This window comes from Acinetobacter sp. TSRC1-2 (assembly GCF_049895885.1).
In the GTDB taxonomy this organism is placed as follows: Bacteria; Pseudomonadota; Gammaproteobacteria; order Pseudomonadales; family Moraxellaceae; genus Acinetobacter.
In genome coordinates this window covers 133,690-160,154 of the sequence record NZ_JAFCTF010000008.1, presented here as the reverse complement: position 1 = coordinate 160,154, position 26,465 = coordinate 133,690, and the positions used below count along the sequence as shown (strand labels likewise).

Genomic DNA, 26,465 nt, shown 5'->3' with positions numbered 1-26,465 from the left:
CCTCTTCAAGACTTCCAGATTCAAACCCTTTAGGCTAAACCCTTGTTTCTCAACAAGTTTTAATCAACATCACCGCCGATGGATACGCATTCTACAGGATTTCAGGATCGTTGCAACACTTCTAAAAAACATTTTTTATCGTATGTTTATTTTTCAAACCAATAAAAACACAAGTTATTGTTATTTAATATTAATTTATTTTAATTATTTTTTATTTTATTTATACTTTTATTCAAAATCCAGCCAAATAAATATTAAGATACTGTTTTATATACATATTAGTTTAAAATTTATTTTCAGCCTCAAGATGATCGTTTAATATTAATTCTATTCTTGTCTTTTTATTCGCCAAGGTGCTGTTCAAACATACAAAATACGTTGTAAAGCTCAATTTCTTACTATTCAAATTTTATAAAAGCCTTTCCTAAAGTATCTTTCCTTACTCCCAAATAGTAAAAAGCCATTGTTGTACAACAATGGCTTTTTTAACTTCATTTACGTTTATAAATGCGAAATGATTAGAACTTCATACTCACACGTGCCCAATAATTACGACCAATATTATTGAATTGCTCATCAGCTGCAAAACCAAAGCCTGCACTACCCGCTTTATTTAAGTGCTCGCTATAGGTTTTATCCAAAACGTTATCAATGCCTACAGAAAGATCCACTCCATCGCGAACATGGTAGGTGCCATTCAGTGACAAGGTTCCAAAACCACTGCTTTTAGCTAAATCATACCCCACAATATTGCCTTGATCTTTACTGATACGATTTTGACTATCCACCACACGCCATAATGCACCTAAAGTATATTGATCTTGCACATAACGCAGATTGACACGTCCTTCCAAAGGTGAGATTTGCGGTAAAGGTTTATCGTCTGTAGTGTTTTTACCCCAAGCATACATCGTGCTTATATCTGCTTGCAGATGATCGGTGAATTGATAGCCAATTCCTGCTTCTGCGCCAGCAATGGTCGCATCCACATTTTTAGCACCTGCCGTTTTGCCATGGCTCATCATGCCTGGCATTGCATGATCATGATAGCTCATTAAAATATAATCATTGATTAAACCTGCATAAGCAGAAACCCAAGAATTCAGGGCGCCATGCTCATGTTGATAACCTAAATCAAGCTGTAGGGTTTTCTCTGTATCTATTCCATTAAAGGCATTCAGCGTACCGGGATTGCCATGTGCAGTACTAAAAAGCTCCCAATAGTCTGGCATGCGCTCGACATAACCTACGCCGATATAGGTTTTGGCATCATGTTCCGGATGCTGATTTTCAAAACGAATAAATGCACTGGGTAGAGTTTTATCCAATTCGCGGTTATAGCCACTGATGAGAGATTCCGTACGTAGATCTTTTACATTGACTTGATCTAAACGAGCACCACCGACCCATTTATTTTGCTCACTCAACTGATAACTGAGTTCGCCAAAAGCGCCATAAGAGCGAAACTTCATATCTTTGCTACGCACTTGATCTTGATAGGGGGTCATTAAACTGCCGCTGCGCTTGGAATGTTCATTATTTTGACTATCCAAACCGCTAATAAATTGCAGCTTGTCCCATTCATGCGTCACAGCCAGACGCGCATTTAAGGTTTCTCGTGTGACGTTTGAAGCCATTGGCATACTCATCATCCCACTTGGTTTGAATTCACGTAAGCTAAAATTATCCATGACATGATTATTAAAGCTATAGTTCACTTGCGCTTCAATTTTCTTGATCACCTCAGTGACATTTTTCTTTTCTACACGAAGTCCTAAACTTTCACGGGCAAATTGAGAACCATCCATTTCACGACCTGCATAGACCGCTTCGCCATCTGCTTTCCCGCCAGTAAGTTCGACCCAAGTATTTTCATCCGGTGTCCAACCTAGTGCCACATCAGCATTCCAGCGTTCCCAATCCGAAGGGACGGTGTTGCCCTCCCCATCTTTATAACTATCTGAAACTGAGCGATTGGCATTCAGACGAATGTATTTTTGTTCATCTCCAACTGCCGCTTCAACATTATGATCAAGACGACCATATGAACCCATCAGCACACTGGCTTGGCCTCGGTAAGGCTTATCTTGACTCAGTTTTTCGGCTTCGCGCTCAAAGATGACGGTCGCAGCCGAACCGGTATTGGCATATTGAACCGTTTGCGGTCCTTTAATCACCGAAATACGGTCATAACTTTCAGGTGAAATATAAGAAGTCGGCGCATCCATACGGTTTGGGCAGGCACCCAGATTTTCTGTGCCATCGGCTAAAATCTTAATCCGCGAACCAAACATGCCACGGAAAGTCACATCGCCATTGGTGCCGCCATTTTTAATCGAGCTGAATCCCATAATACTCTGTAGATAATCAGCCCCATCACTGGCTGGAATTGGTTGAATCGGCTGTTTCGGATCGGCACGCACAATGAGCCCATTGGCATCATTTCCTGAATGAGCCGTGGCCACAATAGGTGCCAAAGTTTGAACGATGGTATTTTGTTGCTCGGCAAATACCGAAGCTGAATAACAAGCCACACAAATTGCAGCCGCAAGAGGCTGTAAGTAAAATTTAGGCTGAGCCATTTTTAAATCTCACTAATACATAAATACAACTGGGCTGGAGTCATCCAAGACCCAGACATTTCAAATGGTTGATTTATGCAAATAATGGTGGGGCACGCCCTTGCGGCAGCAGAAAGAGTCGTTGTAAAACAAACCAGACATGACTAAACGTCTTTTGGAATGCCAATAAACGAATTTGAATACGGTCTAAAACTTCTTTGACTTCTAATTCAGGGGGCAGAACCAAATTACCGTAGACGGTACAGTACTGACACTTATGACTGGCATCATGATCATGCCCTGCATGCTGCTCATGCCGTTGAGTGTCTTGATTTACTTGATGATGGGAATGTTCAGAAGTTGAAGTTTGATGAATAGGAGTAGAGCTGAGTAATAATGCACGCGTAATGGTTTCACAGACCGGAGCAATTTGATATTGCTTCGGCAGCAAGGGCTGTAAAAAAACAGCAATCTGTAAAAATACTGCTATACAGGATAACAGCAGACCACTACGTAAAAGCACAGGCAAACCCTAAAATTTGTCTAACTCAAGTATAACAAAGCCCAATTCCGATTGGGCTTTGTTATTTTTCATTTTATCTAAATATTTGTGCTTAACGTTTTACCGCAACCGTCTCTTTTTGGCGTTGACGAACAACTTTTTCGACTTTTTCACGTGCACGTTGACGCTTTAATGGCGATAAATAATCGACAAATAACTTGCCATTTAAGTGATCCATTTCATGTTGAATACAAACAGCGAGAAGTTCGTCTGCTTCTATCTCAAATGACTGACCTTCAAGGTTAATTGCCTCGATTTTTACACGTGACGGACGCTCAACTTTATCGTATATTTGAGGCACTGATAGACAGCCTTCTTCATAGGGCTGAGTTTCTTCAGTTAACGGGGTAACTTTGGGGTTAATAAATACCATGGGTTGGTCTTTATTTTCAGATAAATCCATGACAATTAGCTGAATATGATGATCGACCTGTGTTGCAGCCAAACCAATACCGGGCGCTTCATACATAGTTTCAAACATATTTGCTGCAAGCTGACGAATTTCATCAGTGACTTCTTCGACTGGTTTAGCAATGGTACGAAGACGGGGATCCGGGAAACTTAAAATAGGTAATAAGGCCATACGGTGTCCTCACTTATGCCATTGATCAAAAAACAAAATGAAGGAATGCTTCATCAAAAAAATGTGTGTAATATCGTTATTATAACGCAACTACATACATAATTTTAGGAATTATGATAATGAAAAAGGTTTTCAAGGGCGCACCAACTTTTAGTGCCTTGGGGTTTAAAAAACAATTATTGGTACTTGCCGTATGTGTAAGTGTTGGGGTTGGAGTCGTTAGTGTAGCTGAAGCGGCACCGGCTCGAAATATTAACCCACCTGCATTAAAAGCAGGTGCGCCACAAGTCTATGTGGTGAAAAAAGGTGATACTTTATGGGATATTTCCAAAAGATTTTTAAAAAATCCAGTGCGTTGGCCTGAAATCTGGGCAAGCAATAAACACGTGAAAAATCCACATTGGATTTTCCCGGGCGACCGTCTGCTCATGTGTACCTATAATGGCAAACCGATCATTGGTAAGGATGAGGGGGATGGCTGTGAAGGAATTATCCGTCGTTATACGGGTGGCACCGGCACAAAACTGCAACCTCAAGTTCGGGTTGAATCTTTAAATAATGCCATTCCCGTGATTCCACTGGAATACATTAAACAATGGTTGGAACGGAGCACCATTGTGGCACCTGAATCTATTACAGGCACCCCATATATTTTAGGTACTGCGGATCAACGTGTTCTTGCGGCTAAAGGTCAAACCGTTTATGCACGCGGAAATGGTCTGGAAGTCGGTCAACGCTATGCAGTTTACCGTGAAGGCGAACCGTATATGTTTAGCGATACCAAGGGTAAAAAATACAATGCTGGTCTTGAGTTAATTCAAGTTGCATCAGGTGTTGCTGTTCGTGGTGAAAATGACATTACCACCCTTGAACTGACAGATACTTATAATTCTGAAGTTCGTCGTGGTGATCGCGTTCTGCCTGAATATGATGCAATGCTTCCAACCTTGTTCTACCCGACCCATGCAGAAGATGTGGTTGCAGGGGGGCAAGTTGTTCGCGTGATGGGTTCCATCGGGACAGCGGCAAAACACAGCGTAGTGACCATTGACCGTGGTAGCTTGCAAGGTGTTCAAGTTGGACATGTGCTAACAGTGAACCAAAAAGGTGAAGTGGTTACCGATCCAAAAACTAAAGAACGTGTTCAATTACCTGGGCAACGTATCGCTAACATCATGGTATTCAAAAGCTTTGAAAACTTAAGTTATGCGTATGTGCTTGATAGCGAATTACCGATTAAAGTCGGTGCTGGCATTCAGCCACCGCTTATGGATGACTAATCCTTACATCTAGAAATGAGGCTGAGATTCGGCCTCATTTCTAGGGTCTGTTGACAATTCGTCTATGTTTGCAACTACGAGTATTTTTTAAAGGATACGAGGCGTGAACTACAAAATTTAGTCATTCTAAATGCGTAGTTCACAACGACGTAGCATCAAAAAATACTCTAGTCCCCAGCTGCGCCTTGCGCTACAAAACAAAGCAGTGCTTTGTTTCTGCTCAGGTTGTGGCTAAAATTATCACAGACTTCGTCATGAAATTTAAAAATGGAACCACCATTCTTTGCATTTCATTTCTTGTCTGCTTAATTTTAGCCTACAACGCAAACCATTTATGAACTGGCAACAGACCCTACTTTCAACAATAAAAAGAAGACATACTTAAAGGTCTCATTATGCTCAACTCATTAAGCTCCGTGCAGCTGGATTACATTCGGTTATGGTTTCTGGTGCAACACTCGCTGACCAGCTTTTATAAAATTAATGCACACTATACCCATCTGGCTGAGGCAACACTGCCTGATCAAATTGAAACGTGGCAAAAGCTTGGCATTCACAAAAACCATATCCAGCGCCTGCGAGATTTTCACCTTGCCGAAGCACAGTTGCAATTTCAGCATTGTGTTGCCCTGATTCAAAAAAGTAGCGATTTTATCCTCACGCTCGACCATCCGGACTATCCCACTCAACTGCTACCTTATGCAGATAAACCGCCTCTTCTGTTTGGTCAAGGTGATGCTCAAGCATTGTTGCAACCACAAGTTGCCATGGTCGGTAGTCGCAAACCCAGCAGTCATGGGCGCCAAGTGACTTATGATTTTGCTTTTTATCTCAGTGAAAAGGGCTTTTATATTGGGAGTGGTCTGGCTGAAGGAATTGATGAAGCCGCACATCAAGGGGCTTTACGTCATAGTCGAACTATTGCCGTAATGGGCACCGGCTTAGACCAAACCTATCCGACCCAGCATCAGCAGCTGCGACAAAAAATTATTGCTCATTCGGGTACGGTGGTGACTGAATTTTTACCGGGAACACCGCCTTTACAACATCATTTCCCACGGCGCAATCGAATTGTCAGCGCTTTAAGCTTGGGCGTGATTGTTGCTGAAGCCACCCTGAAGAGTGGTTCACTGATTACGGCCAAACTTGCTGCTGAACAAGACAAATTAGTATTTGCCATTCCAGGACATATTTATAGTGAGCATCATCAAGGCTGTCATCAACTGATTCGTGAAGGTGCTATTTTGGTCGAGCATCCTGAACAGGTGATTGAAGACTTGGCCCTTCCCACCCAATGGCATACTCAACAGCACAGCGAACAAACAAAAAATCCAAATGGTATGGAAATACAAACCGAATTACCCTCACACTTAACGCCACTGTATAACCAGCTGGATTGGGTGGGGCAAAACATAGATGACATTGTCGCTAAGCAGCAGTCGGATATCGGCACACTGACCAGCCAACTGATGGAATTAGAGTTATTGGGCTTGTGTATGCAACAGGCGGGTTTGTATCTACGTTGTCGTCCAAGCAAATAAGGTTCACAATAAGCCTTTGAATATATTTGAAGGAATAAAATCCAATGATTACCACCTCTGTTGCCGAAGCTGCTGAATGTTTAAAACAAGGACATGTTTTAGCATATCCTACAGAGGCAGTTTGGGGCTTAGGCTGTGATCCTTTTAACCAACAGGCTTTTTTGGAAATTTTACGTTTAAAACAGCGTCCGATGGAAAAAGGGGTGATTCTACTGGCGGCTCAGATCGCACAAGTTGAGCATCTATTAGAACTCCTCACCGCAGAAATGCGTCAAAAAGTGCTTGATTCATGGAGTCATCGTTCTCCCGGTGAACGAGCAACCACCTGGTTATTGCCTGCTGGCAACCATATTCCCAACTGGATTAAAGGTAATCATTCTAAAGTGGCCGTCCGTGTAACCACCCACCCTTTATGCGTAGCGCTATGCAATGCATTTGATGGTTTTATTGTATCGACCAGTGCCAACCCTGCAGGTGGCCAACCTGCCCGCTTACTGCAAGAAGCCAACCAATATTTCTCAACGCAAATCGATTACTTGAATGGTGATTTAGGGCTTAGCCAAGAACCGAGCCGCATCATTGATGCCGAAACAGGTGAAGTGATCCGCGATTAGGCGGGTCCTTTCATGATTTGACAATAAATGCTAATTTTTAGGCAAAAAAAAGCTCAGCCATATAGGGACGGCTGAGCATAAAAAGGATGTGCATAAATCACATCCAGAGGGTCTGTAAATCTGGTTGCAAAAGTCTAAATACTGTTAAGAATAACTTAAACATTCACGATATAAATATTATCCAATAAATTGTTTTTTTATACAAATAGCTTATTTATCTTATAAAACAGTTAAAAACTATGGAACATTCATCATATTTTCTTAATAATTTAAATTATCTCACTATTTTTTAATTATGTTTTTTTCAAATCATTGTTTTCTGTACGCTGAGAAACCATGATTCATAGCCAAATTCAATGAAGAATAAATAAAAAAATAAATTCGTTTGTCTATTTTTTAAACCATATTTTAACTTAAGCATTCGATTTTTCTGCTGCCTTGACTGGAATTGCTTTCTTTTGCGCCAATAAAATTCCCAGCAAAATGATTACTCCCCCAATACTGTGATAAACCGTCCATGCTTCTGCTAACCACACATAGGCAATAATTGCAGTGCAGACCGGCATTAAATTCATAAAAATACTGGTTCGGTTCGGCCCAATCATTTGTACTGCCAGCATCCAGACGAATGGTGCAATCAAGGATGGAAAAATCCCGGCATACAGCACACTGCCTAGATTGTGTTGATCAATTGCATCCAGTCCTAAATATAAAACAAAGGGTAAATGGTAAAGCAAGGCAAAAGCGATCTGCACATACAGACTAATCATCAATGGAATTTGTAATTGCCACTTTTTAAGAAACACCCCATAAAAAGCATAGAAAAATACCGCAAGCACCATCATGGCATCACCAAGATGTCCACCTGACTGAACCAGATTAAACAGATTTCCCTGTGCCATCACATAGAGCAAGCCCATAAAAGATAAAATACTGCCCACCACTGCAAAACGGTTGGGAATATCCTTAAGCATGAGCATGGAAACAAAGATGGTAAACACCGGAATAAAGGCATTGATAATGCCCATATTGGTTGCAGTGGTATAATGTGCCGCGGTATAGCCCAGGCCTTGATACAACACCATGCCAAAAGCACTTAATACTGCAAGCTGTTTCCAGTGTTGCATAACCAATTGACGTTCACGCCAGACTTTAACCAACATAAAAGGCGTTAAAACCGTAAAGGCCACTAGCCAGCGATAAAAACTGATACTGACAGGAGAAATATAATCCGCTACATAACGTGTCACCGTAATATTCATAGACCAGATTAAAACCGCCAGTAATGGTAAAGCCAGTGCCCACCAGACTGTTTTGTTTTGCTGTGTCATGCCTTTTCCCGTGCCTGAATATTCAGTATTCATTTTTACCGAAGTCTGAAATAATTAGAATATCGAATTTCAGACATCAGTATTGAGCTACAGACACTGATTGATCGAGTTGTGGCTACTCAAATCAGCTTCAGGATCTTTCCATCATCAACCGACAAATAAAAAATGAATACAAGGATCTTCATATGCTGAAGCATATTGAACACTATATAGAAGTGAATGATTTCTTTTATCAAAAAGATGAAATTGTGGCGCCCCACAGTTCTTTATGGGGTGATTTTAATTTTAGTCTGAACGGTATTTTAGAATATGAAATAGAAGGACAAAGGTATCTGTCGCCACCCAATTATGGTCTGTGGCTGCCACCACAAACCGCGCATGCCTCGATCGCACTGGATGAACAAATCACCCACTATGTCTGTATTCGAGTGCATCCTTACCTATGTGAGCATTTTGCTGCTTGCACCAAAACTTTAAGCATTCGCCCTTTTCTTCGGCATCTGGTGCATGAAATCCTGGAACAAAAACAGCAAGACATAAGCACGCTGCATTATCAGCATTTATTACAGGTGTTATTCGATCAACTGAAAACTGCACCTGCCTATGAGCATTATTTACCGCAAACCAATCATGTTGTGCTTCAGCCCCTATTACAGCAATTGGCCAGTCCAGCGCTATTTCACAAAAGCTTGCAGCAACTCCTCAGGGATTCATCCATCAGCGAACGACATTTACTGCGTTTAAGCCAGCAGGAATTGCAGTTGAGTTTATCTGAATGGCGCAATCGGGCCAAAATTTTATATGCGATCACGCAGATTCGCCAAGGCAAAACAGTGAAAAAACTGGCCTATGAATTGGGATATCAGCACAGTTCCAGCTTTATTGAGTTCTTTAAGCGTTATACGGAACAGACTCCTGCACAGCTGCGCGATATCTAACCCTTCATATTATTAAATAAATAACTCTTTTTGCAATTTGCAGCAGCTTACCAACAAAAACACCATAGTCAGCAATCAGTCAAATATGCGACTTTGATAGTTGGACTCCATCTAGTATGTGCCGTATTTTTTAAATTTGAATGAATAGAATCAGGTTTAGTGATGTAAACCTGTGAGGATGCATTATGAAAAAACGATTATTGGCTTCACTGTGTTTTGCCGCTTTGGCAGTAACAGCATGTGATAAAAAAACAAATGAAGCACCTGCATCGTCATCGACTAGCTCAGCGGTATCTACTCCTGCTAGCACTCAACCCGCAACCGCTGCCTTAAGCTCAAACAATGCTGCAGATATTAAAAACGATTTAAACCAGATTCAAACCCTCTCCAACAGCCGAACCAAAGAAGCTTCAGATTTGCAAAACAAAGCCAATGAAGCTGCACAAAAAGGCGACAAGGCTTCTTTAAATACAATTGTCGCAGAAATGAAAACCTATATCGGACGCTTTAACCAAGACCTTGATGCTTTAAACCTGAAAAGTTCAGAAGTGGATGCAGTACGCAAAAAAATTAAAGAATCCAATAATGTGGGTATAGAACTTTCTGAGGCAAGTATTGCCACTACTCCTGATACCAAAAAAATAACCGAGCTCCAAAACCGTGCCACTGCATTGCAAAAAGAATTGGTCTCAGAAACACAAGCTTTGCAAAATAAAGCCAAAACAGCACCCTAATTTGAGCTTAATATTTAGAAAACAGGTCTATTGGCCTGTTTTTATTTCTTTTATCTCGAATAAAATTGATGTACAAATCGAAATAAATGCTTGTCGATAGCCTGAATAACCGTTAAAACAAAACAGTGATTATCTCAAGTATTTAAGGACAATAAAATGAGCCATTCCGTTTATGACATTCCTGTCAAAACTATTCAAGGCAACGAAACCACACTGAACCAATATCAAGGTAAAGTTCTGCTCATTGTAAACACTGCCTCTAAATGTGGTTTAACGCCACAATATGAAGGTTTGGAAAAACTGTATAAGGAAAAGAAAGATCAAGGACTTGAGATTTTAGGTTTTCCGGCCAATAACTTCCTGGCACAAGAACCCGGTTCTGACGATGAAATTCAACAATTCTGTTCACTCAATTACCAAGTCAATTTTCCACTGTTTTCTAAAATTTCGGTTGCTGGTGAAGACAAGCACCCACTTTATCAAACTTTGACTCAAGCGATTCCAGAACGGTTGGGTGAAGGGCCTTGGTGGAAAGATCTGGTCGATTATGGTTTAACACCGAATCCAAAACCGGAAGTGCTGTGGAACTTTGAAAAATTCCTGGTGAATAAACAGGGTGAAGTGGTGGCGCGTTTCGCACCGGATATTACCGCAGATGATGCACGTATTGTCGATGCAGTGAATGCCGAACTTGCCAAGTAATTTGTAACAGTAATGTAAGCATTTATACTTGCTATAGGTGCTTATATTTTTTATTTAAAAACAAAAAATTAAGCACATAAAACGCCCTCTTTAAATTCTCCACAATTTTTTCATCATTTTAATTATTTAACAACACTGCATTCAATATCTATCAATGACTTAGGAATAGGATGACCTCATCAACCAACCGCCATATAGAAAAGTTGAAATATGAATACTCTCGTCAAAGCAATAGTTTTATCACTCTCTACTGCTTTAGTTGCTGCACCTGCAATAGCTGCTCTACAAGATCATCACGGTCAATCTCATCAAGTTCAAAATCACCATAAAACACCTGTTCAGCAACATCACCATGCTGTCCATAAAAAAGCGGTAAATCCCTCACATGACTGGAGAGTGGGTCAAAAAGTCCCAAGTCAATACTATGGTCAAAGCTATAAAGTCGATCACAAAAAATTTAAAAAATTGAGCAAACCCGGTAAAAACCAGCAATGGATTAAAGTGAATGGTGACTATGTTTTAACCAACGCTATGAGTCATAACATCATTAAAATTATTGGCGGTTAATTCCAGCAATCTCGGTGGAAAAAGAGTGCTTCGCTACTCTTTTTTATGCCTGAAAATAAATTTGTTATCGCTTTGCAACAATCAGTTTTTTCTCCACATTTCGCCCTTATATTAACAAGCACTGAAGTAAAGATATGAATTGATTATGAAAAAAATCATCCAAAATGTGGTTTCTCCTTTTGTGATGTTTAGTGCGGGTCTGTTATTGATTGGTTGTGAACAAGCAAATTCACCTGAGACCAATGAAACCCAAACTGCACAATCAAGCGAAGTATCTGAACAGATCTCTAAAGAGTCAAATACCGAACCAGCAGAAACGTCCAAGGCTGAGCTGAAAACGGGCAACATGTTTTATATCGTGCGTGACGTTGCGGATATGCAGCTTAAAGCGGGTGATTATGTTGAACAGCTGAAGCAAACTCAAAGTGAGTTGCAAACCGCAATCAATGACAAAGATCAGCAGCAGTTACAAGCGACTGCCAAAAATTTGCAACAACAACTGACTGGATTTAATCAGGCATTGACTGGCTTGAACCTGAAAAGTCAGGAAGTTGATTCGATTCGTCAAAATATTATGCAAGCCAATCAGCAAGTTCTGGCTACCCCATTGTTAAATGGTGATGTCGATTTGAGTCAGGTCGATTTTAAGAAAATTGAAAAGCAAATGGGCAGCATTCAAATGGAAATGATCAAACTGGCTGGAATGATGATTCCACAAGGTCAGGATGAACCAGAACAGAATGAACAAGACCCAAATGAACAAAACCAGGAAAGTTAATGCTTAAATCAATTTAGACCAATTCAGCTCAACTGAATTGGTTGGTTCAAATTGATCATTAATATTGCCTAGGGTTTCTACACCGATATCTGCTTTCAGCTTGCCACGAACAATTATCTCTGGTGCTTCTTTTAGGGTTAGACTCATTCCAGAAATTTCATCATCTTTATGCATTCTAACTACAACTAAAATAGATAATTTAAGTCCTGTCATTCACGGTAAATTTCGCCATATCACTCATTATATGATTTAATCTTGTCTCTCTTTCTAGTTCGCAGATTTTTCATGCAACTGATTATTTTTACTGGCGTTCAGGCTTCGGGTAAATCTTCTTTTTATTTACTGAATTTGCATCACAGCCATTTGCGAATTAATTTGGATATGCTAAAAACTCGGCATCGTGAAAATTTAATTTTTGAAGCGTGTTTAGCCAGTAAAGCCAAATGTGTCATTGATAATACCAACCCGACAAAAGCAGATCGCGCACGTTATATTGAGCGTGCTAAAGCTGCTGGCTTTGAAGTGATTTCCTATTTCTTTGAAACGGATTTAAACAGTACTTTGGAACGAAATAGACAGCGTATCGGCAAAGCCAATATCCCTGAAGTGGGTGTTCGAGCGACGTATAAGAAGTTAGAGCTGCCAAGTTTAGACGAAGGTTTTGATGAGATTTATAAGTTGAAAATTATAGGAAATGGAGAGTTTTCGGTTCAGTTAAATGAGACTTAAAACCAAATTATTTTTGACTGTCACGCCAAGCTTTAAAGGTCGCCTGCATCGCTTGCTGTGCTTCAGGTTTGGCTAAACGGCTTTCCATTATGGAAAAATCACCTTTATAGGCTGCAGCAACCATGAATTTTGCCAGTTCTTGAATAGTTATTCGACCCTGCTGTTTATAAGCTTGAGTTTCATTTGATGTTAAAACCAAGTCCCAGCAAGATACGACTGAACTCATATCTACAGCAATGCTGAGATAATAATGTTCAGAGTCTCGGTAGAGTTCCCAAAAGTGGGGTTCATGTTCGATGAGGTTCATTGAAGATAAATCTTGTTAATTGAATGAATTTAGCCTAGTACAGGATATGCATAAAATATATGCAACTTTAGGTGATCTATATAAAACTCAATATTCCTGAAGCTGGTATTCAAGTAACCTCCAAGAAATTAGAATTACCAAATTTAGATGAAGGTTTTTCTAAAAAGTTTGAAGTGAAGATCGTGGGAAATGGGGAGTTTTCGATTTTTCCCTCTCTCATTTTGAATGAATAAATCACTTTAATAGAATCTTATTAGACATCAGGTCAGAAATACTTTCATCATATTGCTTTACAATTATTGGTAGCTGCTCTTTTAAACTTTTAGCATCCTCAAAATGTTCAGAATGATAAACTTATCCCTCTCTTTCATGATACTCCTCTAAAATTGGATCTAATACTTTATCTAGTTCGACTTTAAATTCTTTAATTGTATGTTCATAAGTTTTATCTTTAAAAATAATCGCATAATAATCAAATCTACTCGCTATTTCCTTCAAATGAATTTTGACATTAGAAACTCCTTTAATTAGTCCACCATCCTCACAATCATCAATTTGCCTCTGATTTCTATAAATATCTTCAAGCCAAGAATCATGAATATTCTGAAGCACATAAATAGCATCTTTTAACTCTATATATTTATCAAAAGTTTTCTGGAAATAAGCACTTTTTAAGTTTTCTCTATGCTAAATTTTCCAATTATCAAGTAATAGATATGCAACTATTGCTGCATACAAAGTTGCACCAACACTTAAACAAGAAGCTAAGGTAGCCCCTTTATCATTTGATATCGGCAAAATAAATACAATTGTTATCAAGTGAGGTATAAGAAAAAGTAAGTAAGAACATAGAAAGCATTTTTCTATACAAATTTAGTTCTGAAAATTTCTTTAACGCTAACTCCTTTTTATTATTAATTGTATATATCATAAAAAAACCACCCTTTCGGGTGGTTTTTCAATCTCCAACTGCGTCTTATTGAGCGCGGTTTTTGATTTTGCGGATGGTTTCCAACTGAGCAGCAGTTTCTGCAAGAGCAGCCAAAGCAGCAGCAGAGTCCAAATCGCTCTTTTGATTTGCTAGCAAAGTTTCAGCATTTTTACGTGCTTCAAGAATTGCCGCTTCATCTAAGTTTTCAGCACGAACTGCAGTATCTGCAAGAACCGTGATGACATGCGGTTGAACTTCTAGAACACCACCAGATACATAGATCAACTCTTCTGTACCGTTTTCCAACAGAACGCGGATCGCGCCCGGTTGAAGCAAAGTTACCAACGGAGCATGACCAGGCATAATACCCAACTCACCGCCAGCACCTTTCGCAATTAGCATAGTTACAGTGCCAGAGTACAAAGACTCTTTTACACTTACAACATCACATTGCATAGTCGCCATGAGAATCTCCTAAATTAGAGCAGCTAATTAAAGTTTCTCGGCTTTAGCAATAACTTCGTCAATACCACCAACCATATAGAACGCTTGTTCTGGAATGTGATCGTATTCACCAGCTAGAAGACCTTTAAAGCCACGAATCGTTTCTTTAAGAGATACTAATTTACCAGGCGCGCCAGTAAATACTTCAGCTACGTGGAACGGTTGAGAGAAGAAACGTTGGATTTTACGCGCACGGTAAACAACCAATTTATCTTCTTCAGCAAGCTCGTCCATACCCAAGATCGCGATGATGTCTTTAAGCTCTTTATAACGTTGCAATACGTTCTGTACAGAACGTGCAATTTCATAATGCTCTTGACCAACAACTAACGGATCTAATTGGCGTGAAGTTGAGTCTAGTGGATCGATCGCTGGGTAAATACCAGATGATGCGATATCACGGCTCAATACAACAGTTGCGTCTAAGTGAGCAAACGTTGTAGCAGGCGATGGATCTGTTAAGTCATCGGCAGGTACGTATACCGCTTGGATTGACGTAATAGAACCAGACTTAGTAGATGTAATACGTTCTTGAAGAACACCCATCTCTTCTGCAAGAGTTGGTTGGTAACCTACTGCAGATGGCATACGACCTAGAAGTGCAGACACTTCGGTACCAGCCAATGTGTAACGGTAAATGTTGTCAACGAACAACAATACGTCACGGCCTTTACCGTTTTCGTCTTTCTCGTCACGGAAGTATTCAGCCATAGTCAAACCAGTCAACGCTACACGTAAACGGTTACCCGGTGGCTCATTCATCTGACCGTAGACCATTGCTACTTTGTCTAGAACGTTAGAATCTTTCATTTCGTGATAGAAGTCATTACCTTCACGAGTACGCTCACCAACACCAGCAAACACAGATAAACCTGAGTGAGCTTTCGCGATGTTGTTGATCAATTCCATCATGTTTACGGTTTTACCAACACCGGCACCACCGAACAGACCAACTTTACCACCTTTAGCGAACGGGCAAAGCAAGTCGATGACTTTAATACCAGTTTCTAAAAGGTCAGTAGAAGCCGCTTGTTCAGCATAAGAAGGTGCTTGACGGTGAATTGGCAAACGCGCTTCAGTAGCAACAGGACCAGCTTCATCGATCGGGCGACCCAAAACGTCCATGATACGGCCTAAACAAGCAGTACCTACAGGAACAGAAATCGGTGCACCAGTGTTAGTTACGTTCAGGCCACGTTTAAGACCTTCAGTAGAACCCATGGCAATAGTACGAACTACGCCATCACCAAGTTGTTGCTGAACTTCCAAAGTAGTTTCAGTACCATCAACATGGAGAGCGTCATAGATCTTAGGAACGCTGTTGCGCTCAAACTCGACGTCGATAACCGCGCCGATGATCTGAATGATACGACCGCTATTCATTGCTGTCTCCTCAATTCAAAATAATGTTAAACGGCAGCGGCACCACCAACGATCTCAGAAATTTCCTGAGTAATCGCGGCTTGACGCAGCTTGTTATAAATAAGTTGTAGGCTCTTAATGATGTCACCCGCATTGTCGGTAGCAGCTTTCATTGCCACCATACGTGCAGATTGCTCACATGCGATGTTTTCAATCACACCCTGATACACCACAGACTCGATATAGCGAACCAATAAACCATTTAATAGCTGTTCAGCTTCTGGTTCATAGAGGTAATCCCAACCGTATGAACGGTTCAGATTCTCGCCTTCTTCAGCAGCTGCTAAAGGAACGAGTTGCTCAATCTTTTGATTTTGAGTCATGGCATTGACAAAGCCGTTTGATACTAGATAAATACGATCTAACTCGCCTTTATCAAATGCATCTAACATCACCTGTACAGAACCAGATAACTGTTCAAGACTTGGAGCATCACCCACTTGGGTCGTTGCACCAAGAACTTTACCGCCGTAGTTTTTAAAAAACGAAACCGCTTTTTGACCAATTAAAGCAAATTGAACTTCAATTGACTGCTCTTGTTGTTGCTGTACGTGCTTAACAACTTTCTTGAACAAGTTAATGTTCAAGCCACCTGCCAAACCACGATCCGAAGAAACAATGATATAGCCAACGCGCTTAACAGGACGTTCAACCATATAACGGTGTTTGTATTCAGGATTCGCTTGTACCAAATGAGCAATTACACGGTGCATATTTTCGGCATACGGACGGCCTTGAGCCATGCGCTCTTGCGCACGACGCATTTTAGAAGCAGCTACCATCTGCATCGCACGCGTAATTTTCTGCGTCGACTTGATACTAGCTACTTTGGCGCGAATTTCTTTTAAATTTGCCATACGCTTAACCTAGTATTCGAAGGCTCTTTCAAGCCTCCGAAGGTTGATTCCGTGAACCAAACCCACTAGCTTTTAGCAATTGCTAAAATTAGTAAGTTTGAGTCGCTTTAAAGCTTTCAACACCTGCTTTGATTGCAGCTTCGATGTCTTTGTTGTAATCACCAGTTTCATCGATTTTTTGCATTAACGCAGCATGTTCTGAACGGAAGTAAGAAATTAACGCAGCATCAAAGTCTACGATTTTCTTCACTTCAACGTCAGCCATATAGCCTTCGTTAGATGCATAAATTGAAACAGCTTGGTCAGCAATTGAGTATGGAGCATATTGTTTTTGCTTCATTAACTCAGTTACACGTTGACCATGTTCAAGTTGCTTACGAGTTGCTTCATCAAGGTCAGAAGCGAACTGAGCAAATGCTGCCAATTCACGGTATTGAGCCAAAGCGGTACGGATACCACCAGACAATTTTTTGATGATCTTCGTTTGAGCCGAACCACCAACACGAGATACAGAGATACCCGCGTTCACAGCAGGACGAATACCTGCGTTGAATAATGATGTTTCTAAGAAGATCTGACCATCTGTAATCGAAATTACGTTGGTCGGTACGAATGCAGATACGTCACCCGCTTGAGTTTCAATAATCGGCAATGCAGTTAATGAACCAGTTTGGCCTTTAACTTCACCGTTAGTGAATTTCTCAACGTAGTCAACAGATACACGAGAAGCACGTTCAAGTAGACGTGAGTGTAGATAGAACACGTCACCTGGATACGCTTCACGACCTGGTGGACGGCGTAAAAGCAATGAAATTTGACGGTAAGCAACAGCTTGCTTAGACAAGTCATCATAAATGATAAGCGCGTCTTCACCGCGGTCACGGTAGTATTCGCCCATTGTACAGCCAGAGTACGGAGCCAAATACAGCATTGCTGCTGGATCAGATGCACCTGCTGCTACAACAGTCGTATACGCCATAGCGCCAGTTTCTTCTAGCTTGCGTACTACGTTAGCGATAGTCGATTGTTTTTGACCAATAGCTACGTATACACATTTAATGCCAGAGTTTTTCTGCGCGATGATTGCATCGATCGCCATTGCTGTTTTACCAGTTTGACGGTCACCAATGATCAACTCACGTTGACCACGGCCTACAGGGATCATTGTATCTACTGATTTATAACCAGTTTGTACAGGTTGATCCACTGATTGACGCCAAATTACACCTGGTGCTACTTTTTCAACAGCATCAGTTAATTTTGCATCGATAGGGCCTTTACCATCAATCGGGTTACCCAAAGCATCTACTACACGGCCTAAAAGTTCTGGACCAACCGGAACTTCTAATACACGACCTGTGCAACGCGCTTTTTGACCTTCTTGAAGGCTTAAGTAGTTACCTAAAACAACGACGCCCACTGAATCCTGTTCTAGGTTCAGTGCCATACCAAATAAGCCGCCGTCGAATTCGATCATTTCACCGTACATTGCATCAGCAAGGCCGTGAATACGCACAATACCGTCGGAAACCATAACAATGGTCCCTTCGTTCTTAGCGGTTGCGCTGGTGTCCAGATCGCCGATACGCTGTTTAATGAGCGCACTGATCTCGGATGGATTCAGTTGTTGCATTGCGCTATACCTCAATCTTTTTTAAGTTCAGTCTTCTTCTATGCAGTAATTTTTTACAAAAATTACGCAAGAAGACGAGTCCGCATTTTTTCAAGCTTGTTAAGTGCAGAGTCATCTATCACTTGGTCGCCTGCACGAATAACCACACCAGCAATAAGTGCTGGATTAACTTCTACAGTTACATTTACCGCAGCGTTAAATTTTTTCTCTAACGCTTGAGCCAGTAATTGTTCCTGTACAGAGGTCACCGGGAATGCTGATTCAATCACAACATCCACAGTATTGTTATTCTGTGATTTGAGCAGTTCGTATTCTGCTTCAATTTCAGGTAACAACGCTAAACGATCGTTGTCTGCAAGAAGAGTCAAAAAGTTTGACACTTCTTGAGTTTGATTCTCACCTAAAACTTTTGCAAAAACACTGACCTGCTCAGCAGGAGTAAGCTCAGGGCGATTCAAATAAGCGGAAAATGCTTCGTCTTGCACCGCAGCACTGAGCACTTGTAACACATTCGACCAATTGTCAGTTGCACCTTGCTCAGAAGCGAAAGCAAATGCTGCTTTTGCGTACGGGCGTGCCAACGTCAAGAGTTCAGCCATAATCGCCTCGCTTAAAGTTTAGCAGCCAGCTGAGTAAGCATGGCATTGTGAGCTTCCGCATCAACTTGCTGGTTCAGAATTTTTTCTGCGCCAGTAACTGCCAAGGCAGCAACTTGTTGACGTAATTCTTCGCGTGCAGCATTGATTTCAGTATCAACAGTTTCTTTCGCCTGTTGACGGATACGCTCACCTTCAGCAGATGCTTGGGTACGCGCTTCTTCGATCAATTGTGCACCACGACGGTTCGCTTGTTCGATCAATTGAGCCGCTTGTGCTTTTGCCGCATCTAATTCAGCTTTCACTTGAGCTTGCGCATCGGCAAGGTCAGCTTTTGCTTTTTCAGCAGCATTTAGCCCATCAGCGATACGACGCTGACGCTCACTAATCGCATTGATTAGTGGTGGCCATACAAACTTCATGCAGAATGCGACAAACATCGCAAATGCAATCGCTTGGCCAATCAATGTGAGGTTGATATTCATAGCTATTCCTCAATAGTTTAATTTAGGAATTAAGCTGATTAACCTACAAATGGATTAGCGAAGATGAAGAACAAGCCAATACCAACACCGATCATAGGCACAGCATCAAGAAGACCTGCGATTAAGAACATACGAGTTTGAAGTTGTGGAGCCAATTCTGGTTGACGTGCAACAGCTTCAAGGAAACGGCCGCCTAAAAGACCAAAACCAATCGCAGTACCTAAAGCACCAAAAGCGATCAAGATAGCAGATGCAATTGCAACTAGACCTAAAGTGAGTTCCATGAAAAATTCCTCAGAGGTTAGGTTTTACCCAATTAAATTAAAAATTGTACCTAACCATCTTATGATAGTTAGGCAATTACCATTAATGCTTTTCGCTTGCCATGCTCAAATATACGATAGTCAGCATCATGAAAATAAATGCTTGTAGCGTAATAATTAAGATATGGAAAATAGCCCATGGCACAGACAATGCCCATTGGATCCAGAACGGTAGTAACGCGATAAGGATGAAGATTAACTCACCCGCATACATGTTACCGAACAGTCGCAGAGCCAATGAAATTGGACGTGCAAGGAAAGTTACCAATTCCAAAAGCAAGTTAAATGGAATTAAAAGCGCTTTAGCGATTGGATTCTTTGGATTGAACGGATTCAGCGCCAACTCACCAACAAAACCACTCACACCTTTTTCACGAATACTATAGAAAATGATGAGAGCGAATACAGATAAAGACATCCCTAATGTGATGTTTGGATCTGTTGTTGGTACGATTTTGAAATACACACTATGCGGATCCATTCCAAATACATTGCTACCAATAAGCGTAGCTAAATGAGGAATGAAATCTACAGGCACCAAATCCATTAAGTTCATGAGGAAAATCCACACGAAAATGGTCAGTGCAAGCGGTGCAATCAAACGTGACTTTCCGTGGAAAGTATCACGAACACTTGAGTCAACAAACTCAATGATCATTTCAATTGCTGACTGGAACTTGGTAGGAACACCAGAGTTTGCAGCTTTCGCTACACACCAGAACAACAAACAGAAAATCACACCCAGCGTGATTGACCAACCCATTGAATCCAAGTGAATAGCAGTGAACCCCATCTGTTGAGCTTCTTCAGCAGTCTCAGCCAACTTCCACGAGCCATCCGGCATCTTGCCATAGGTCATATTGGTCAAGTGATGCTTGATATACTCGGTCGAAGTAAGGGCATGTTCTTCAGCAGCCATAAATCACACCTGGTCAATGTCAAATACTAATGGAGTGAACGAACGTCGCGTGCTGCTTGACGTCTCGTCCATCTCCTAAAAACTTTTCAATTTTTTGTTGTGCTTAAACCCGTTTTTGTAGACGTGACGCCAAAAAAGGAGCGACCCACGACATGGCTTGAACGAGAATAAAACCACAAAACAACGCTCCCGCTGACAACGGTTTTACATTGCTTAAAATTAAAATGAAACCAACAATCACGATTGCAAACTTACCCATCAGACCTCTATACATGTTCGAAAGAACTTGTTTTGAAGCACGGGCACCTGCCGCTCGAAACGATTGCCAAGAAAAATAACAACTTGCAAGCCAACACACCAACGCACCAAGTGCTGCGCTGTAAGCTGCAGTTGAGTCTTTCAGGACCCACGCTATCAAGGCTGAAACAGGGATCATGCATGCTTGTAAGATGACCAAAGCTTTCGCTAATCGTCGATCAATCATGTGATTAGTTCGGCTCATTATTTATTCACTCACAGCAATCATGCTTGACAAGTTTAGCTGATGATCGTTTTTAATCGCAGGCATTATAGAGTTACACCCCTGAACATGCAATCTTTTCCCGACCTAAGTCTGGTTTTTTTCAATGATTAAGTTGCTTTGTTACTAATCAATCACTGTTTATTTTTTGTATTACTTTCGTGCATTTAGCACACAGTTATGGGTTTGCTCGGCAAGTTTTTTCCAAGCTACGACAAAATCCCCTGCCCGAGTCATACTTTCATCTACTGCTTGGAAGGTAATCGGATTCAATTTTTGGTATTGGTTTTTACTGGCATGCCCTTCTGCCAACAAGCACATCTTATGACTTGGACGGCTATCATTTAAGTATTTAATTTGCGCCAGGGTTGGTGCGACATGTGGATCATCGGTCAATGCGCCTGCAAATTTCAAATTTAAGGCACGCTCTAAATATTGATAAGCATCGTGATATGCCCAGTAAGCCTTTGCAGATGAGTTGGTATTATATTGTTGTGCAGTCAATAACATCTCTTGTGCAAAGCGCTTGGCATTCGCCCAATAGAGGTCTTTATGTTCAGGTAATTGTTGTGAACGCAATGCAGCTATAAAGAAGCCAATCCGCACCGCATTATTTGGATCAAGCCAAACATGGGTATCCACAGTATTGTTTAAAGCGACCCCACGGGTATTACGCTGCGGCAACGTTTGCACGATACCTGACTCTAAAACAGAAATGGCTTTGGGATTATCCGACAACAGCTTATCAAGCGGTGCTTCATGTGCCTTGCCCAACCAGATCACCAGTGATGCATCTAGAATGGCTTTGCGATGTGCAGGCGTAAGCGTGACATCGTGTCCGGTTTGATCTGCTAATAATAGTACAGGCTTTTCAACCCCTTGCGTGATTTCTTCAGCAATAAGATAAATTGGATGCGTAGAGACCACTAAACTCTGTGACCAGCTTAAGGTACTGAATAAAGCAAGCGCACACAATGCAAAGAAACGGGACATGAAAGAAAATCACCAAATATTCAACAGGTGTTATAATATAACAAATTGACAAAAATACCTATGTCTAATCGAAACCGGTATCGCTTCATGTTAAGCTTTAATGTCCATTTGTTTTTATAAATTTCGCACTTGAGGTTGGCTATGAGCTCATGTTCTCACGAACATCACAATGCATTGCATGGCGTACATGACCATCATAATGTCGAAACACGACTTGCTGAAGCGGAAAGCCTCTGTGCAACCACAGGCGCACGTTTAACCCCGTTACGTAAAGAGGTATTAGGACTGATTTTAAATGCCACAGGTCCCATGGGCGCATATGATTTATTGGCTAAAATCAAGAGTGATTCAGACCGCCCTGCTGCCCCACCGACGGTTTATCGTACTTTAGACTTTTTATTAGAAAAAGGCTTAATTCACCGTTTAACGTCTATTAATGCCTACATTCCTTGTTGTCATCCGCGTGAAGGACATCAAGCTGCATTTTTAATTTGTACCGATTGCAAAAATGTGACAGAAGCTTCTGCACAAGGTTTATTAACACAATTAGATGCGCTTTCAGCATCTGATCAATTTACTGCACATCACAGTATTATTGAAATTTCTGGGATATGTCAGCAGTGTCGCAACAAACAGTAACAGCCCTTCCACTGATTGCATTAGACAAAATCAGTGTACGCATCGATGAGCGTGATATTTTAAAGAATGTCGATTTCGTCTTGCATGAGCGAGAAATTGTCACGCTAATTGGTCCGAATGGTGCGGGGAAATCTACCCTGATTAAAGTCCTTTTAGGGATTGTTAAAGCCAATGCAGGCAAAATTCATAGCAATAAAAAATTAAAATTTTCTTATGTGCCACAAAAGTTTAATCCGTCGCATAGCCTGCCTTTGCGTGTAAGAGACTTATTGGCTTTAGAAAAATGTGATGCCGATAGAAAAGCAGAAATTATTTACGATACCGGTATCACTAAATTACAAGATGCTAAAGTTCAGCAACTCTCAGGTGGTGAACGGCAACGTGTCTTGTTGGCACGTGCTTTACTGCGCCAACCCGATGTTCTGGTTCTTGATGAACCGATGCAAGGCTTAGATATTCAATCTGAAGCTGAACTATATGAATACGTAAGAAGCTTGCCGATCAAATATGGTTGCGCCGTATTAATGGTATCGCACGACTTGCAATGGGTCATGCAAGGAACCCATCGCGTGGTATGTTTAAATAAACATATCTGTTGCAGCGGCTTACCTGAAAACGTGCAGAAACATCCAGAGTATCAAGCCATTTTTGGCACCAACCGAGCGTTCTATCAGCATCACCATGATCATTGCGCGCATGGCGACAGTGCAACTCCGTGCCAGCATGATCCCCGTCCCCATATCCACCCAGAACCGGAAGCTTAAGCCATGATGGAATGGTTGCAACTATTGTTACCTGCATGGACTATGGGAACATTACTGGTGTTTCTAACTGCTCCGCTGGGTTGTTTAATGTTATGGCGACGGATGTCGTTTTTTGCGGATACCATGGCACATGGCACTTTACTGGGTGTGGCCATTGCCGGTGCCTTAAGCCTGCCGCTATGGTTAGGCGTGACCTTTTTGGCATTTTTATTGGTTGGTGTTTTATGGGTGCTGCATGACCCTCGCCTACCCAATGATGCTTTGCTGGCGCTCTGTTCAGCCACCTTGCTCTGCTCAGGTTTAATGTTTATTCAGCATATTCCAAGTTTGAGACCGGAACTGCTCAGCTATTTGTTTGGCGATCTGCTGCAAATTTCATGGTCAGATCTACCCATGTTTGCTTTTGTCATTATTGCGGCTTTAGCTGTGCTGTATAAAAACTGGCAAGCACAAATTCAAATTGCGATTGACCCCGATATGGCAGTCAGTGAAGGCGTGAATGCTAAATGGCAGCGTCTCGTTTTTATGTTGTTATTGGCATTATTTACAGTTTTAGCACTTAAAGCGGTCGGTTCATTATTAATGGGTGCTTTACTGGTGATTCCTGCATTAACCGCACGTTTACTGGCTAACTCACCTAAACAGATGGTGGTCTGGGCTTTTGTGATTGCTCAAATTGGGATCAGTGTCGGATTATGGTCAAGTGCAGGCTTAGATACATCGACAGGTTTAACGATTGTACTGACCATGGCAATTTTATTTGCGGTAATTTTTGCAGTGCAGAAAGTGAAAAAGATGGCTTAGTCTTTCCTTTATATATCCATTATTTTTTAAGATGCCTTTTATTTCCCAACAACCTGTCCCTACCCCTCTCCTTCCAGAAGAGGAAAAACAATCTTTACTGATTACTGATCAAACTCAGTAATCCAGCTGCACAGCTGAATAATATCGCAAAAGTTCGGTTCATATATTTCTGCTGTTTTGGAGATTTCAATAATCTTAAAACTTTGGCAGCCAGACCGGTATAGCCCGCCATCACGATCAAATCAATTGTGACCATGGTTGCTGCCATAATCAGATATTGAATCCATTGTGGTTTGGACAAATCCAAAAACTGCGGCAACACCGCAAGTAGAAATACAATGGCTTTGGGATTACTCATATTGATCAAAAAACCATGCAAGACCAATTTGGCAATTGATTTATCCGGTGGTTCCTGTTGAATTTCAATCGACTGAGTCGGTGCTTGCCATTGCAGATAAGCCAAATACAATAAATAGCTTACCCCGAACCATTTCACCACTAGAAAAGCCCAAGGCGTCGTTGCAAAAAGAACTCCTACTCCAGCAGCCACAATCCCGATTTGTAGTAATAATGCGAGCTGTAAACCTAAAGCATTCCAGTAGCCGCGTCGAAAACCATAATTTAAACCACTCGACATTGAGGCAATTGCACCTGCGCCAGGTGAAATGCTAATCACCCAACAAGCCAACATATACGCTAGCCAAACTTGGTAAGACATAAAATATAAGCAGATAAAAATTTGTGACTATTATATGACTTTTCATCTTTTAAATGCTTTAGAAATCAACCAACAAAAAATAAGTTTTAGACTATTCACCTCTGCAGTGATAAGGCACAATAAAGCCAGCCACGTATTTTGTAAAAATTGTTAGGAGCCATGTATGACTGCCCAATCTGTAATTTTACCATTACCTTCAGATCATGCCCGGTTTATTGTTTTGCGTTTAAAAGACTTAACAATTGATGAGTTAAAAGAAAAACTTGAAGATTTATTTACTACACGGGATCGTTTAATCACCCAGCATCCTAACGCGCAAATTAAAACGGGTGTCGCTTTTGGTCCTGAACTTTGGGCAAAACTATATAGCCAGACACCTGCAGGTTTTAAACAACTAGAGCCGATTCAAGGCTCCTTTGAAATGCCTGTTGCCGCTGCTGATATATTGATTCATGTTGCATCTCAACGCACTGACATTTGTTTTGCTTTAAGTCAGTCTTTCTTTGAAGGGATTCAAGATAAAGTTGAAGTACTGGATGAACGGGTATGTTTCCGTTATTTCGATGGACGTGACATTACCGGTTTTATTGATGGAACTGAAAATCCACAATTTCCCGATGACCGTGCCGAAGTCGCTTTACTGGGTGAAGATGCGGGAATTTTTGCCGATGGTTCATTTGTATTCGCCCAACGTTATGCACATAATCTGGAAAAATGGAAACAGTTAAAAGTTGATGCCCAAGAAAATGTAATGGGTCGAACCAAGTTGGAATCGATTGAAATGGATGATGAGGTTAAACCGAAGAATGCCCATATTGCCCGTGTAGTAATTGAGGATGAGAAAGGTGAAGAAATGGAAATTTTACGTCATTCTCTTCCATATGGAGAAGGTCGAGGTGACCAAGGTTTGTTCTTTATTGCCTATACCAAGAACTTAGAAATTATCGACCATATGTTAAAACATATGTTTGGTACAGCTGGTGACGGTATTCATGACCGTTTACTTCACTTCGTAACTCCAGTTGATGGTGCATATTACTTTGCACCGAGTGAGGAGTTGTTGGAAGAAGTTTTGGAAGGGTAAAAAAGAAAAGCCGGTGTAAGCCGGCTTTTTTATGAAATCTACAATA

Annotated in this window: 31 protein-coding genes; 13 read left to right on the top strand and 18 right to left on the bottom strand. The window is 41.1% G+C overall.

From position 1 onward, the window contains the following. Positions 1–518: 518 nt before the first annotated feature. The 3 genes from ACP69Y_RS10390 to def form a co-directional block, all read right to left on the bottom strand. Positions 519–2,582 (bottom strand): TonB-dependent copper receptor, encoded by a 2,064-nt coding sequence (locus ACP69Y_RS10390; RefSeq protein ID WP_425918320.1) that lies wholly within the window; start codon positions 2,580–2,582, stop codon positions 519–521. Between the two features lie 73 nt (positions 2,583–2,655). Then, positions 2,656–3,084, bottom strand: a complete 429-nt coding sequence (locus ACP69Y_RS10385) for a DUF2946 family protein (RefSeq protein ID WP_425918319.1) — start codon at positions 3,082–3,084, stop codon at positions 2,656–2,658. Between the two features lie 91 nt (positions 3,085–3,175). Then, a complete protein-coding gene (def, locus tag ACP69Y_RS10380) occupies positions 3,176–3,706 on the bottom strand; it encodes a peptide deformylase (protein WP_425918318.1) in 531 nt (176 codons plus the stop codon). A gap of 119 nt (positions 3,707–3,825) precedes the next feature. Here def and ACP69Y_RS10375 point away from each other — a divergent pair, with 119 nt between their 5' ends. From ACP69Y_RS10375 to ACP69Y_RS10365, 3 genes are all read left to right on the top strand, one after another. Then, positions 3,826–4,986, top strand: coding sequence for a LysM peptidoglycan-binding domain-containing protein (locus ACP69Y_RS10375; protein WP_425918317.1), 1,161 nt, complete (start codon positions 3,826–3,828; stop codon positions 4,984–4,986). A 395-nt stretch (positions 4,987–5,381) separates the two neighbouring features. After that, on the top strand, positions 5,382–6,527 hold the full coding sequence (gene dprA, locus ACP69Y_RS10370; protein ID WP_425918316.1) for a DNA-processing protein DprA: 1,146 nt from the start codon (positions 5,382–5,384) through the stop codon (positions 6,525–6,527). Between the two features lie 44 nt (positions 6,528–6,571). Then, complete coding sequence (locus ACP69Y_RS10365) at positions 6,572–7,141, top strand: L-threonylcarbamoyladenylate synthase (RefSeq protein ID WP_425918315.1); 570 nt, start codon at positions 6,572–6,574, stop codon at positions 7,139–7,141. 413 nt (positions 7,142–7,554) lie between these two features. Here ACP69Y_RS10365 and ACP69Y_RS10360 read toward each other — a convergent pair whose 3' ends face one another. Then, positions 7,555–8,472 (bottom strand): DMT family transporter, encoded by a 918-nt coding sequence (locus ACP69Y_RS10360; protein ID WP_425918314.1) that lies wholly within the window; start codon positions 8,470–8,472, stop codon positions 7,555–7,557. A 158-nt stretch (positions 8,473–8,630) separates the two neighbouring features. Here ACP69Y_RS10360 and ACP69Y_RS10355 point away from each other — a divergent pair, with 158 nt between their 5' ends. The 5 genes from ACP69Y_RS10355 to ACP69Y_RS10335 all read left to right on the top strand — a co-directional run bounded on the left by ACP69Y_RS10355 (position 8,631) and on the right by ACP69Y_RS10335 (position 12,191). After that, entirely contained in the window at positions 8,631–9,410 is a 780-nt protein-coding gene (locus ACP69Y_RS10355) for an AraC family transcriptional regulator (protein WP_425918326.1), read from the top strand. 185 nt (positions 9,411–9,595) lie between these two features. Next, positions 9,596–10,144: a hypothetical protein gene (locus tag ACP69Y_RS10350; RefSeq protein WP_425918313.1), complete on the top strand. Its 549-nt coding sequence runs from the start codon at positions 9,596–9,598 to the stop codon at positions 10,142–10,144. A gap of 156 nt (positions 10,145–10,300) precedes the next feature. Continuing rightward, entirely contained in the window at positions 10,301–10,846 is a 546-nt protein-coding gene (locus tag ACP69Y_RS10345) for a glutathione peroxidase (protein WP_425918312.1), read from the top strand. 210 nt (positions 10,847–11,056) lie between these two features. After that, positions 11,057–11,413, top strand: coding sequence for an RcnB family protein (locus ACP69Y_RS10340; protein ID WP_425918311.1), 357 nt, complete (start codon positions 11,057–11,059; stop codon positions 11,411–11,413). A gap of 145 nt (positions 11,414–11,558) precedes the next feature. Further along, the gene (locus ACP69Y_RS10335) at positions 11,559–12,191 is read left to right on the top strand and encodes a hypothetical protein (protein ID WP_425918310.1); all 633 of its coding nucleotides are present in this window, start codon (positions 11,559–11,561) and stop codon (positions 12,189–12,191) included. 3 nt (positions 12,192–12,194) lie between these two features. Here ACP69Y_RS10335 and ACP69Y_RS10330 read toward each other — a convergent pair whose 3' ends face one another. Further along, positions 12,195–12,365, bottom strand: coding sequence for a hypothetical protein (locus ACP69Y_RS10330; protein WP_425918309.1), 171 nt, complete (start codon positions 12,363–12,365; stop codon positions 12,195–12,197). Positions 12,366–12,476: 111 nt separating this feature from the next. On the opposite strand from ACP69Y_RS10330, the gene ACP69Y_RS10325 reads away from it, so the two are divergent. Further along, positions 12,477–12,920, top strand: a complete 444-nt coding sequence (locus ACP69Y_RS10325; protein WP_425918308.1) for an AAA family ATPase — start codon at positions 12,477–12,479, stop codon at positions 12,918–12,920. 7 nt (positions 12,921–12,927) lie between these two features. Here the strand turns inward: ACP69Y_RS10325 and ACP69Y_RS10320 are convergent, their stop codons facing one another. From ACP69Y_RS10320 to ACP69Y_RS10265, 12 genes are all read right to left on the bottom strand, one after another. Then, positions 12,928–13,227, bottom strand: coding sequence for a hypothetical protein (locus tag ACP69Y_RS10320; RefSeq protein ID WP_425918307.1), 300 nt, complete (start codon positions 13,225–13,227; stop codon positions 12,928–12,930). A gap of 354 nt (positions 13,228–13,581) precedes the next feature. Continuing rightward, positions 13,582–13,839: a hypothetical protein gene (locus ACP69Y_RS10315; protein WP_425918306.1), complete on the bottom strand. Its 258-nt coding sequence runs from the start codon at positions 13,837–13,839 to the stop codon at positions 13,582–13,584. 364 nt (positions 13,840–14,203) lie between these two features. Then, entirely contained in the window at positions 14,204–14,623 is a 420-nt protein-coding gene (locus tag ACP69Y_RS10310; protein ID WP_086204403.1) for a F0F1 ATP synthase subunit epsilon, read from the bottom strand. Between the two features lie 27 nt (positions 14,624–14,650). After that, positions 14,651–16,045: a F0F1 ATP synthase subunit beta gene (gene atpD / locus ACP69Y_RS10305; protein ID WP_067725903.1), complete on the bottom strand. Its 1,395-nt coding sequence runs from the start codon at positions 16,043–16,045 to the stop codon at positions 14,651–14,653. A gap of 26 nt (positions 16,046–16,071) precedes the next feature. Then, on the bottom strand, positions 16,072–16,941 hold the full coding sequence (gene atpG / locus ACP69Y_RS10300; RefSeq protein ID WP_425918305.1) for a F0F1 ATP synthase subunit gamma: 870 nt from the start codon (positions 16,939–16,941) through the stop codon (positions 16,072–16,074). Between the two features lie 88 nt (positions 16,942–17,029). Further along, on the bottom strand, positions 17,030–18,574 hold the full coding sequence (gene atpA, locus ACP69Y_RS10295; protein WP_425918304.1) for a F0F1 ATP synthase subunit alpha: 1,545 nt from the start codon (positions 18,572–18,574) through the stop codon (positions 17,030–17,032). Positions 18,575–18,636: 62 nt separating this feature from the next. Then, positions 18,637–19,173, bottom strand: a complete 537-nt coding sequence (locus ACP69Y_RS10290) for a F0F1 ATP synthase subunit delta (RefSeq protein ID WP_086193904.1) — start codon at positions 19,171–19,173, stop codon at positions 18,637–18,639. An 11-nt stretch (positions 19,174–19,184) separates the two neighbouring features. After that, a complete protein-coding gene (locus ACP69Y_RS10285) occupies positions 19,185–19,655 on the bottom strand; it encodes a F0F1 ATP synthase subunit B (protein ID WP_067725895.1) in 471 nt (156 codons plus the stop codon). A 38-nt stretch (positions 19,656–19,693) separates the two neighbouring features. Beyond that, positions 19,694–19,939, bottom strand: coding sequence for a F0F1 ATP synthase subunit C (gene atpE, locus ACP69Y_RS10280; protein ID WP_000424060.1), 246 nt, complete (start codon positions 19,937–19,939; stop codon positions 19,694–19,696). A gap of 82 nt (positions 19,940–20,021) precedes the next feature. After that, positions 20,022–20,897, bottom strand: a complete 876-nt coding sequence (atpB, locus tag ACP69Y_RS10275) for a F0F1 ATP synthase subunit A (protein ID WP_425918303.1) — start codon at positions 20,895–20,897, stop codon at positions 20,022–20,024. A gap of 103 nt (positions 20,898–21,000) precedes the next feature. Beyond that, positions 21,001–21,399 carry an ATP synthase subunit I gene (locus ACP69Y_RS10270; protein WP_425918302.1) on the bottom strand — a complete coding sequence of 133 codons (399 nt, stop codon included), beginning with the start codon at positions 21,397–21,399 and terminating at the stop codon, positions 21,001–21,003. A 171-nt stretch (positions 21,400–21,570) separates the two neighbouring features. Further along, on the bottom strand, positions 21,571–22,410 hold the full coding sequence (locus ACP69Y_RS10265; RefSeq protein WP_425918301.1) for a metal ABC transporter solute-binding protein, Zn/Mn family: 840 nt from the start codon (positions 22,408–22,410) through the stop codon (positions 21,571–21,573). A gap of 141 nt (positions 22,411–22,551) precedes the next feature. Here ACP69Y_RS10265 and ACP69Y_RS10260 point away from each other — a divergent pair, with 141 nt between their 5' ends. Genes ACP69Y_RS10260 through znuB form a run of 3 tightly spaced genes read left to right on the top strand, consistent with a single transcriptional unit; the run spans position 22,552 to position 24,617 of the window. Continuing rightward, positions 22,552–23,049, top strand: a complete 498-nt coding sequence (locus tag ACP69Y_RS10260) for a transcriptional repressor (RefSeq protein ID WP_425918300.1) — start codon at positions 22,552–22,554, stop codon at positions 23,047–23,049. Then, positions 23,022–23,813, top strand: coding sequence for a zinc ABC transporter ATP-binding protein ZnuC (znuC, locus tag ACP69Y_RS10255; protein WP_425918299.1), 792 nt, complete (start codon positions 23,022–23,024; stop codon positions 23,811–23,813). The genes ACP69Y_RS10260 and znuC overlap by 28 nt, the downstream gene beginning before the upstream one ends. A gap of 3 nt (positions 23,814–23,816) precedes the next feature. Next, a complete protein-coding gene (gene znuB, locus ACP69Y_RS10250) occupies positions 23,817–24,617 on the top strand; it encodes a zinc ABC transporter permease subunit ZnuB (RefSeq protein ID WP_425918298.1) in 801 nt (266 codons plus the stop codon). 94 nt (positions 24,618–24,711) lie between these two features. Here the strand turns inward: znuB and ACP69Y_RS10245 are convergent, their stop codons facing one another. After that, positions 24,712–25,335, bottom strand: a complete 624-nt coding sequence (locus tag ACP69Y_RS10245) for a LysE family transporter (RefSeq protein WP_425918297.1) — start codon at positions 25,333–25,335, stop codon at positions 24,712–24,714. 163 nt (positions 25,336–25,498) lie between these two features. Here ACP69Y_RS10245 and ACP69Y_RS10240 point away from each other — a divergent pair, with 163 nt between their 5' ends. Further along, the gene (locus ACP69Y_RS10240; protein WP_425918296.1) at positions 25,499–26,419 is read left to right on the top strand and encodes a Dyp-type peroxidase; all 921 of its coding nucleotides are present in this window, start codon (positions 25,499–25,501) and stop codon (positions 26,417–26,419) included. Positions 26,420–26,465: the final 46 nt, after the last annotated feature.

Excerpts from the sequence above, each read along its gene's own strand:
- ACP69Y_RS10390 (WP_425918320.1), bottom strand. The coding sequence starts at position 2,582 with ATGGCTCAGCCTAAATTTTACTTACAGCCTCTTGCGGCTGCAATTTGT.
- def (WP_425918318.1), bottom strand. The coding sequence starts at position 3,706 with ATGGCCTTATTACCTATTTTAAGTTTCCCGGATCCCCGTCTTCGTACC.
- ACP69Y_RS10375 (WP_425918317.1), top strand. The coding sequence starts at position 3,826 with ATGAAAAAGGTTTTCAAGGGCGCACCAACTTTTAGTGCCTTGGGGTTT.
- dprA (WP_425918316.1), top strand. The coding sequence starts at position 5,382 with ATGCTCAACTCATTAAGCTCCGTGCAGCTGGATTACATTCGGTTATGG.
- ACP69Y_RS10365 (WP_425918315.1), top strand. The coding sequence starts at position 6,572 with ATGATTACCACCTCTGTTGCCGAAGCTGCTGAATGTTTAAAACAAGGA.
- ACP69Y_RS10360 (WP_425918314.1), bottom strand. The coding sequence starts at position 8,472 with ATGACACAGCAAAACAAAACAGTCTGGTGGGCACTGGCTTTACCATTA.
- ACP69Y_RS10350 (WP_425918313.1), top strand. The coding sequence starts at position 9,596 with ATGAAAAAACGATTATTGGCTTCACTGTGTTTTGCCGCTTTGGCAGTA.
- ACP69Y_RS10345 (WP_425918312.1), top strand. The coding sequence starts at position 10,301 with ATGAGCCATTCCGTTTATGACATTCCTGTCAAAACTATTCAAGGCAAC.
- ACP69Y_RS10340 (WP_425918311.1), top strand. The coding sequence starts at position 11,057 with ATGAATACTCTCGTCAAAGCAATAGTTTTATCACTCTCTACTGCTTTA.
- ACP69Y_RS10335 (WP_425918310.1), top strand. The coding sequence starts at position 11,559 with ATGAAAAAAATCATCCAAAATGTGGTTTCTCCTTTTGTGATGTTTAGT.
- ACP69Y_RS10330 (WP_425918309.1), bottom strand. The coding sequence starts at position 12,365 with ATGCATAAAGATGATGAAATTTCTGGAATGAGTCTAACCCTAAAAGAA.
- ACP69Y_RS10325 (WP_425918308.1), top strand. The coding sequence starts at position 12,477 with ATGCAACTGATTATTTTTACTGGCGTTCAGGCTTCGGGTAAATCTTCT.
- ACP69Y_RS10320 (WP_425918307.1), bottom strand. The coding sequence starts at position 13,227 with ATGAACCTCATCGAACATGAACCCCACTTTTGGGAACTCTACCGAGAC.
- ACP69Y_RS10310 (WP_086204403.1), bottom strand. The coding sequence starts at position 14,623 with ATGGCGACTATGCAATGTGATGTTGTAAGTGTAAAAGAGTCTTTGTAC.
- atpD (WP_067725903.1), bottom strand. The coding sequence starts at position 16,045 with ATGAATAGCGGTCGTATCATTCAGATCATCGGCGCGGTTATCGACGTC.
- atpG (WP_425918305.1), bottom strand. The coding sequence starts at position 16,941 with ATGGCAAATTTAAAAGAAATTCGCGCCAAAGTAGCTAGTATCAAGTCG.
- atpA (WP_425918304.1), bottom strand. The coding sequence starts at position 18,574 with ATGCAACAACTGAATCCATCCGAGATCAGTGCGCTCATTAAACAGCGT.
- ACP69Y_RS10290 (WP_086193904.1), bottom strand. The coding sequence starts at position 19,173 with ATGGCTGAACTCTTGACGTTGGCACGCCCGTACGCAAAAGCAGCATTT.
- ACP69Y_RS10285 (WP_067725895.1), bottom strand. The coding sequence starts at position 19,655 with ATGAATATCAACCTCACATTGATTGGCCAAGCGATTGCATTTGCGATG.
- atpE (WP_000424060.1), bottom strand. The coding sequence starts at position 19,939 with ATGGAACTCACTTTAGGTCTAGTTGCAATTGCATCTGCTATCTTGATC.
- atpB (WP_425918303.1), bottom strand. The coding sequence starts at position 20,897 with ATGGCTGCTGAAGAACATGCCCTTACTTCGACCGAGTATATCAAGCAT.
- ACP69Y_RS10270 (WP_425918302.1), bottom strand. The coding sequence starts at position 21,399 with ATGAGCCGAACTAATCACATGATTGATCGACGATTAGCGAAAGCTTTG.
- ACP69Y_RS10265 (WP_425918301.1), bottom strand. The coding sequence starts at position 22,410 with ATGTCCCGTTTCTTTGCATTGTGTGCGCTTGCTTTATTCAGTACCTTA.
- ACP69Y_RS10260 (WP_425918300.1), top strand. The coding sequence starts at position 22,552 with ATGAGCTCATGTTCTCACGAACATCACAATGCATTGCATGGCGTACAT.
- znuC (WP_425918299.1), top strand. The coding sequence starts at position 23,022 with ATGTCAGCAGTGTCGCAACAAACAGTAACAGCCCTTCCACTGATTGCA.
- znuB (WP_425918298.1), top strand. The coding sequence starts at position 23,817 with ATGATGGAATGGTTGCAACTATTGTTACCTGCATGGACTATGGGAACA.
- ACP69Y_RS10245 (WP_425918297.1), bottom strand. The coding sequence starts at position 25,335 with ATGTCTTACCAAGTTTGGCTAGCGTATATGTTGGCTTGTTGGGTGATT.
- ACP69Y_RS10240 (WP_425918296.1), top strand. The coding sequence starts at position 25,499 with ATGACTGCCCAATCTGTAATTTTACCATTACCTTCAGATCATGCCCGG.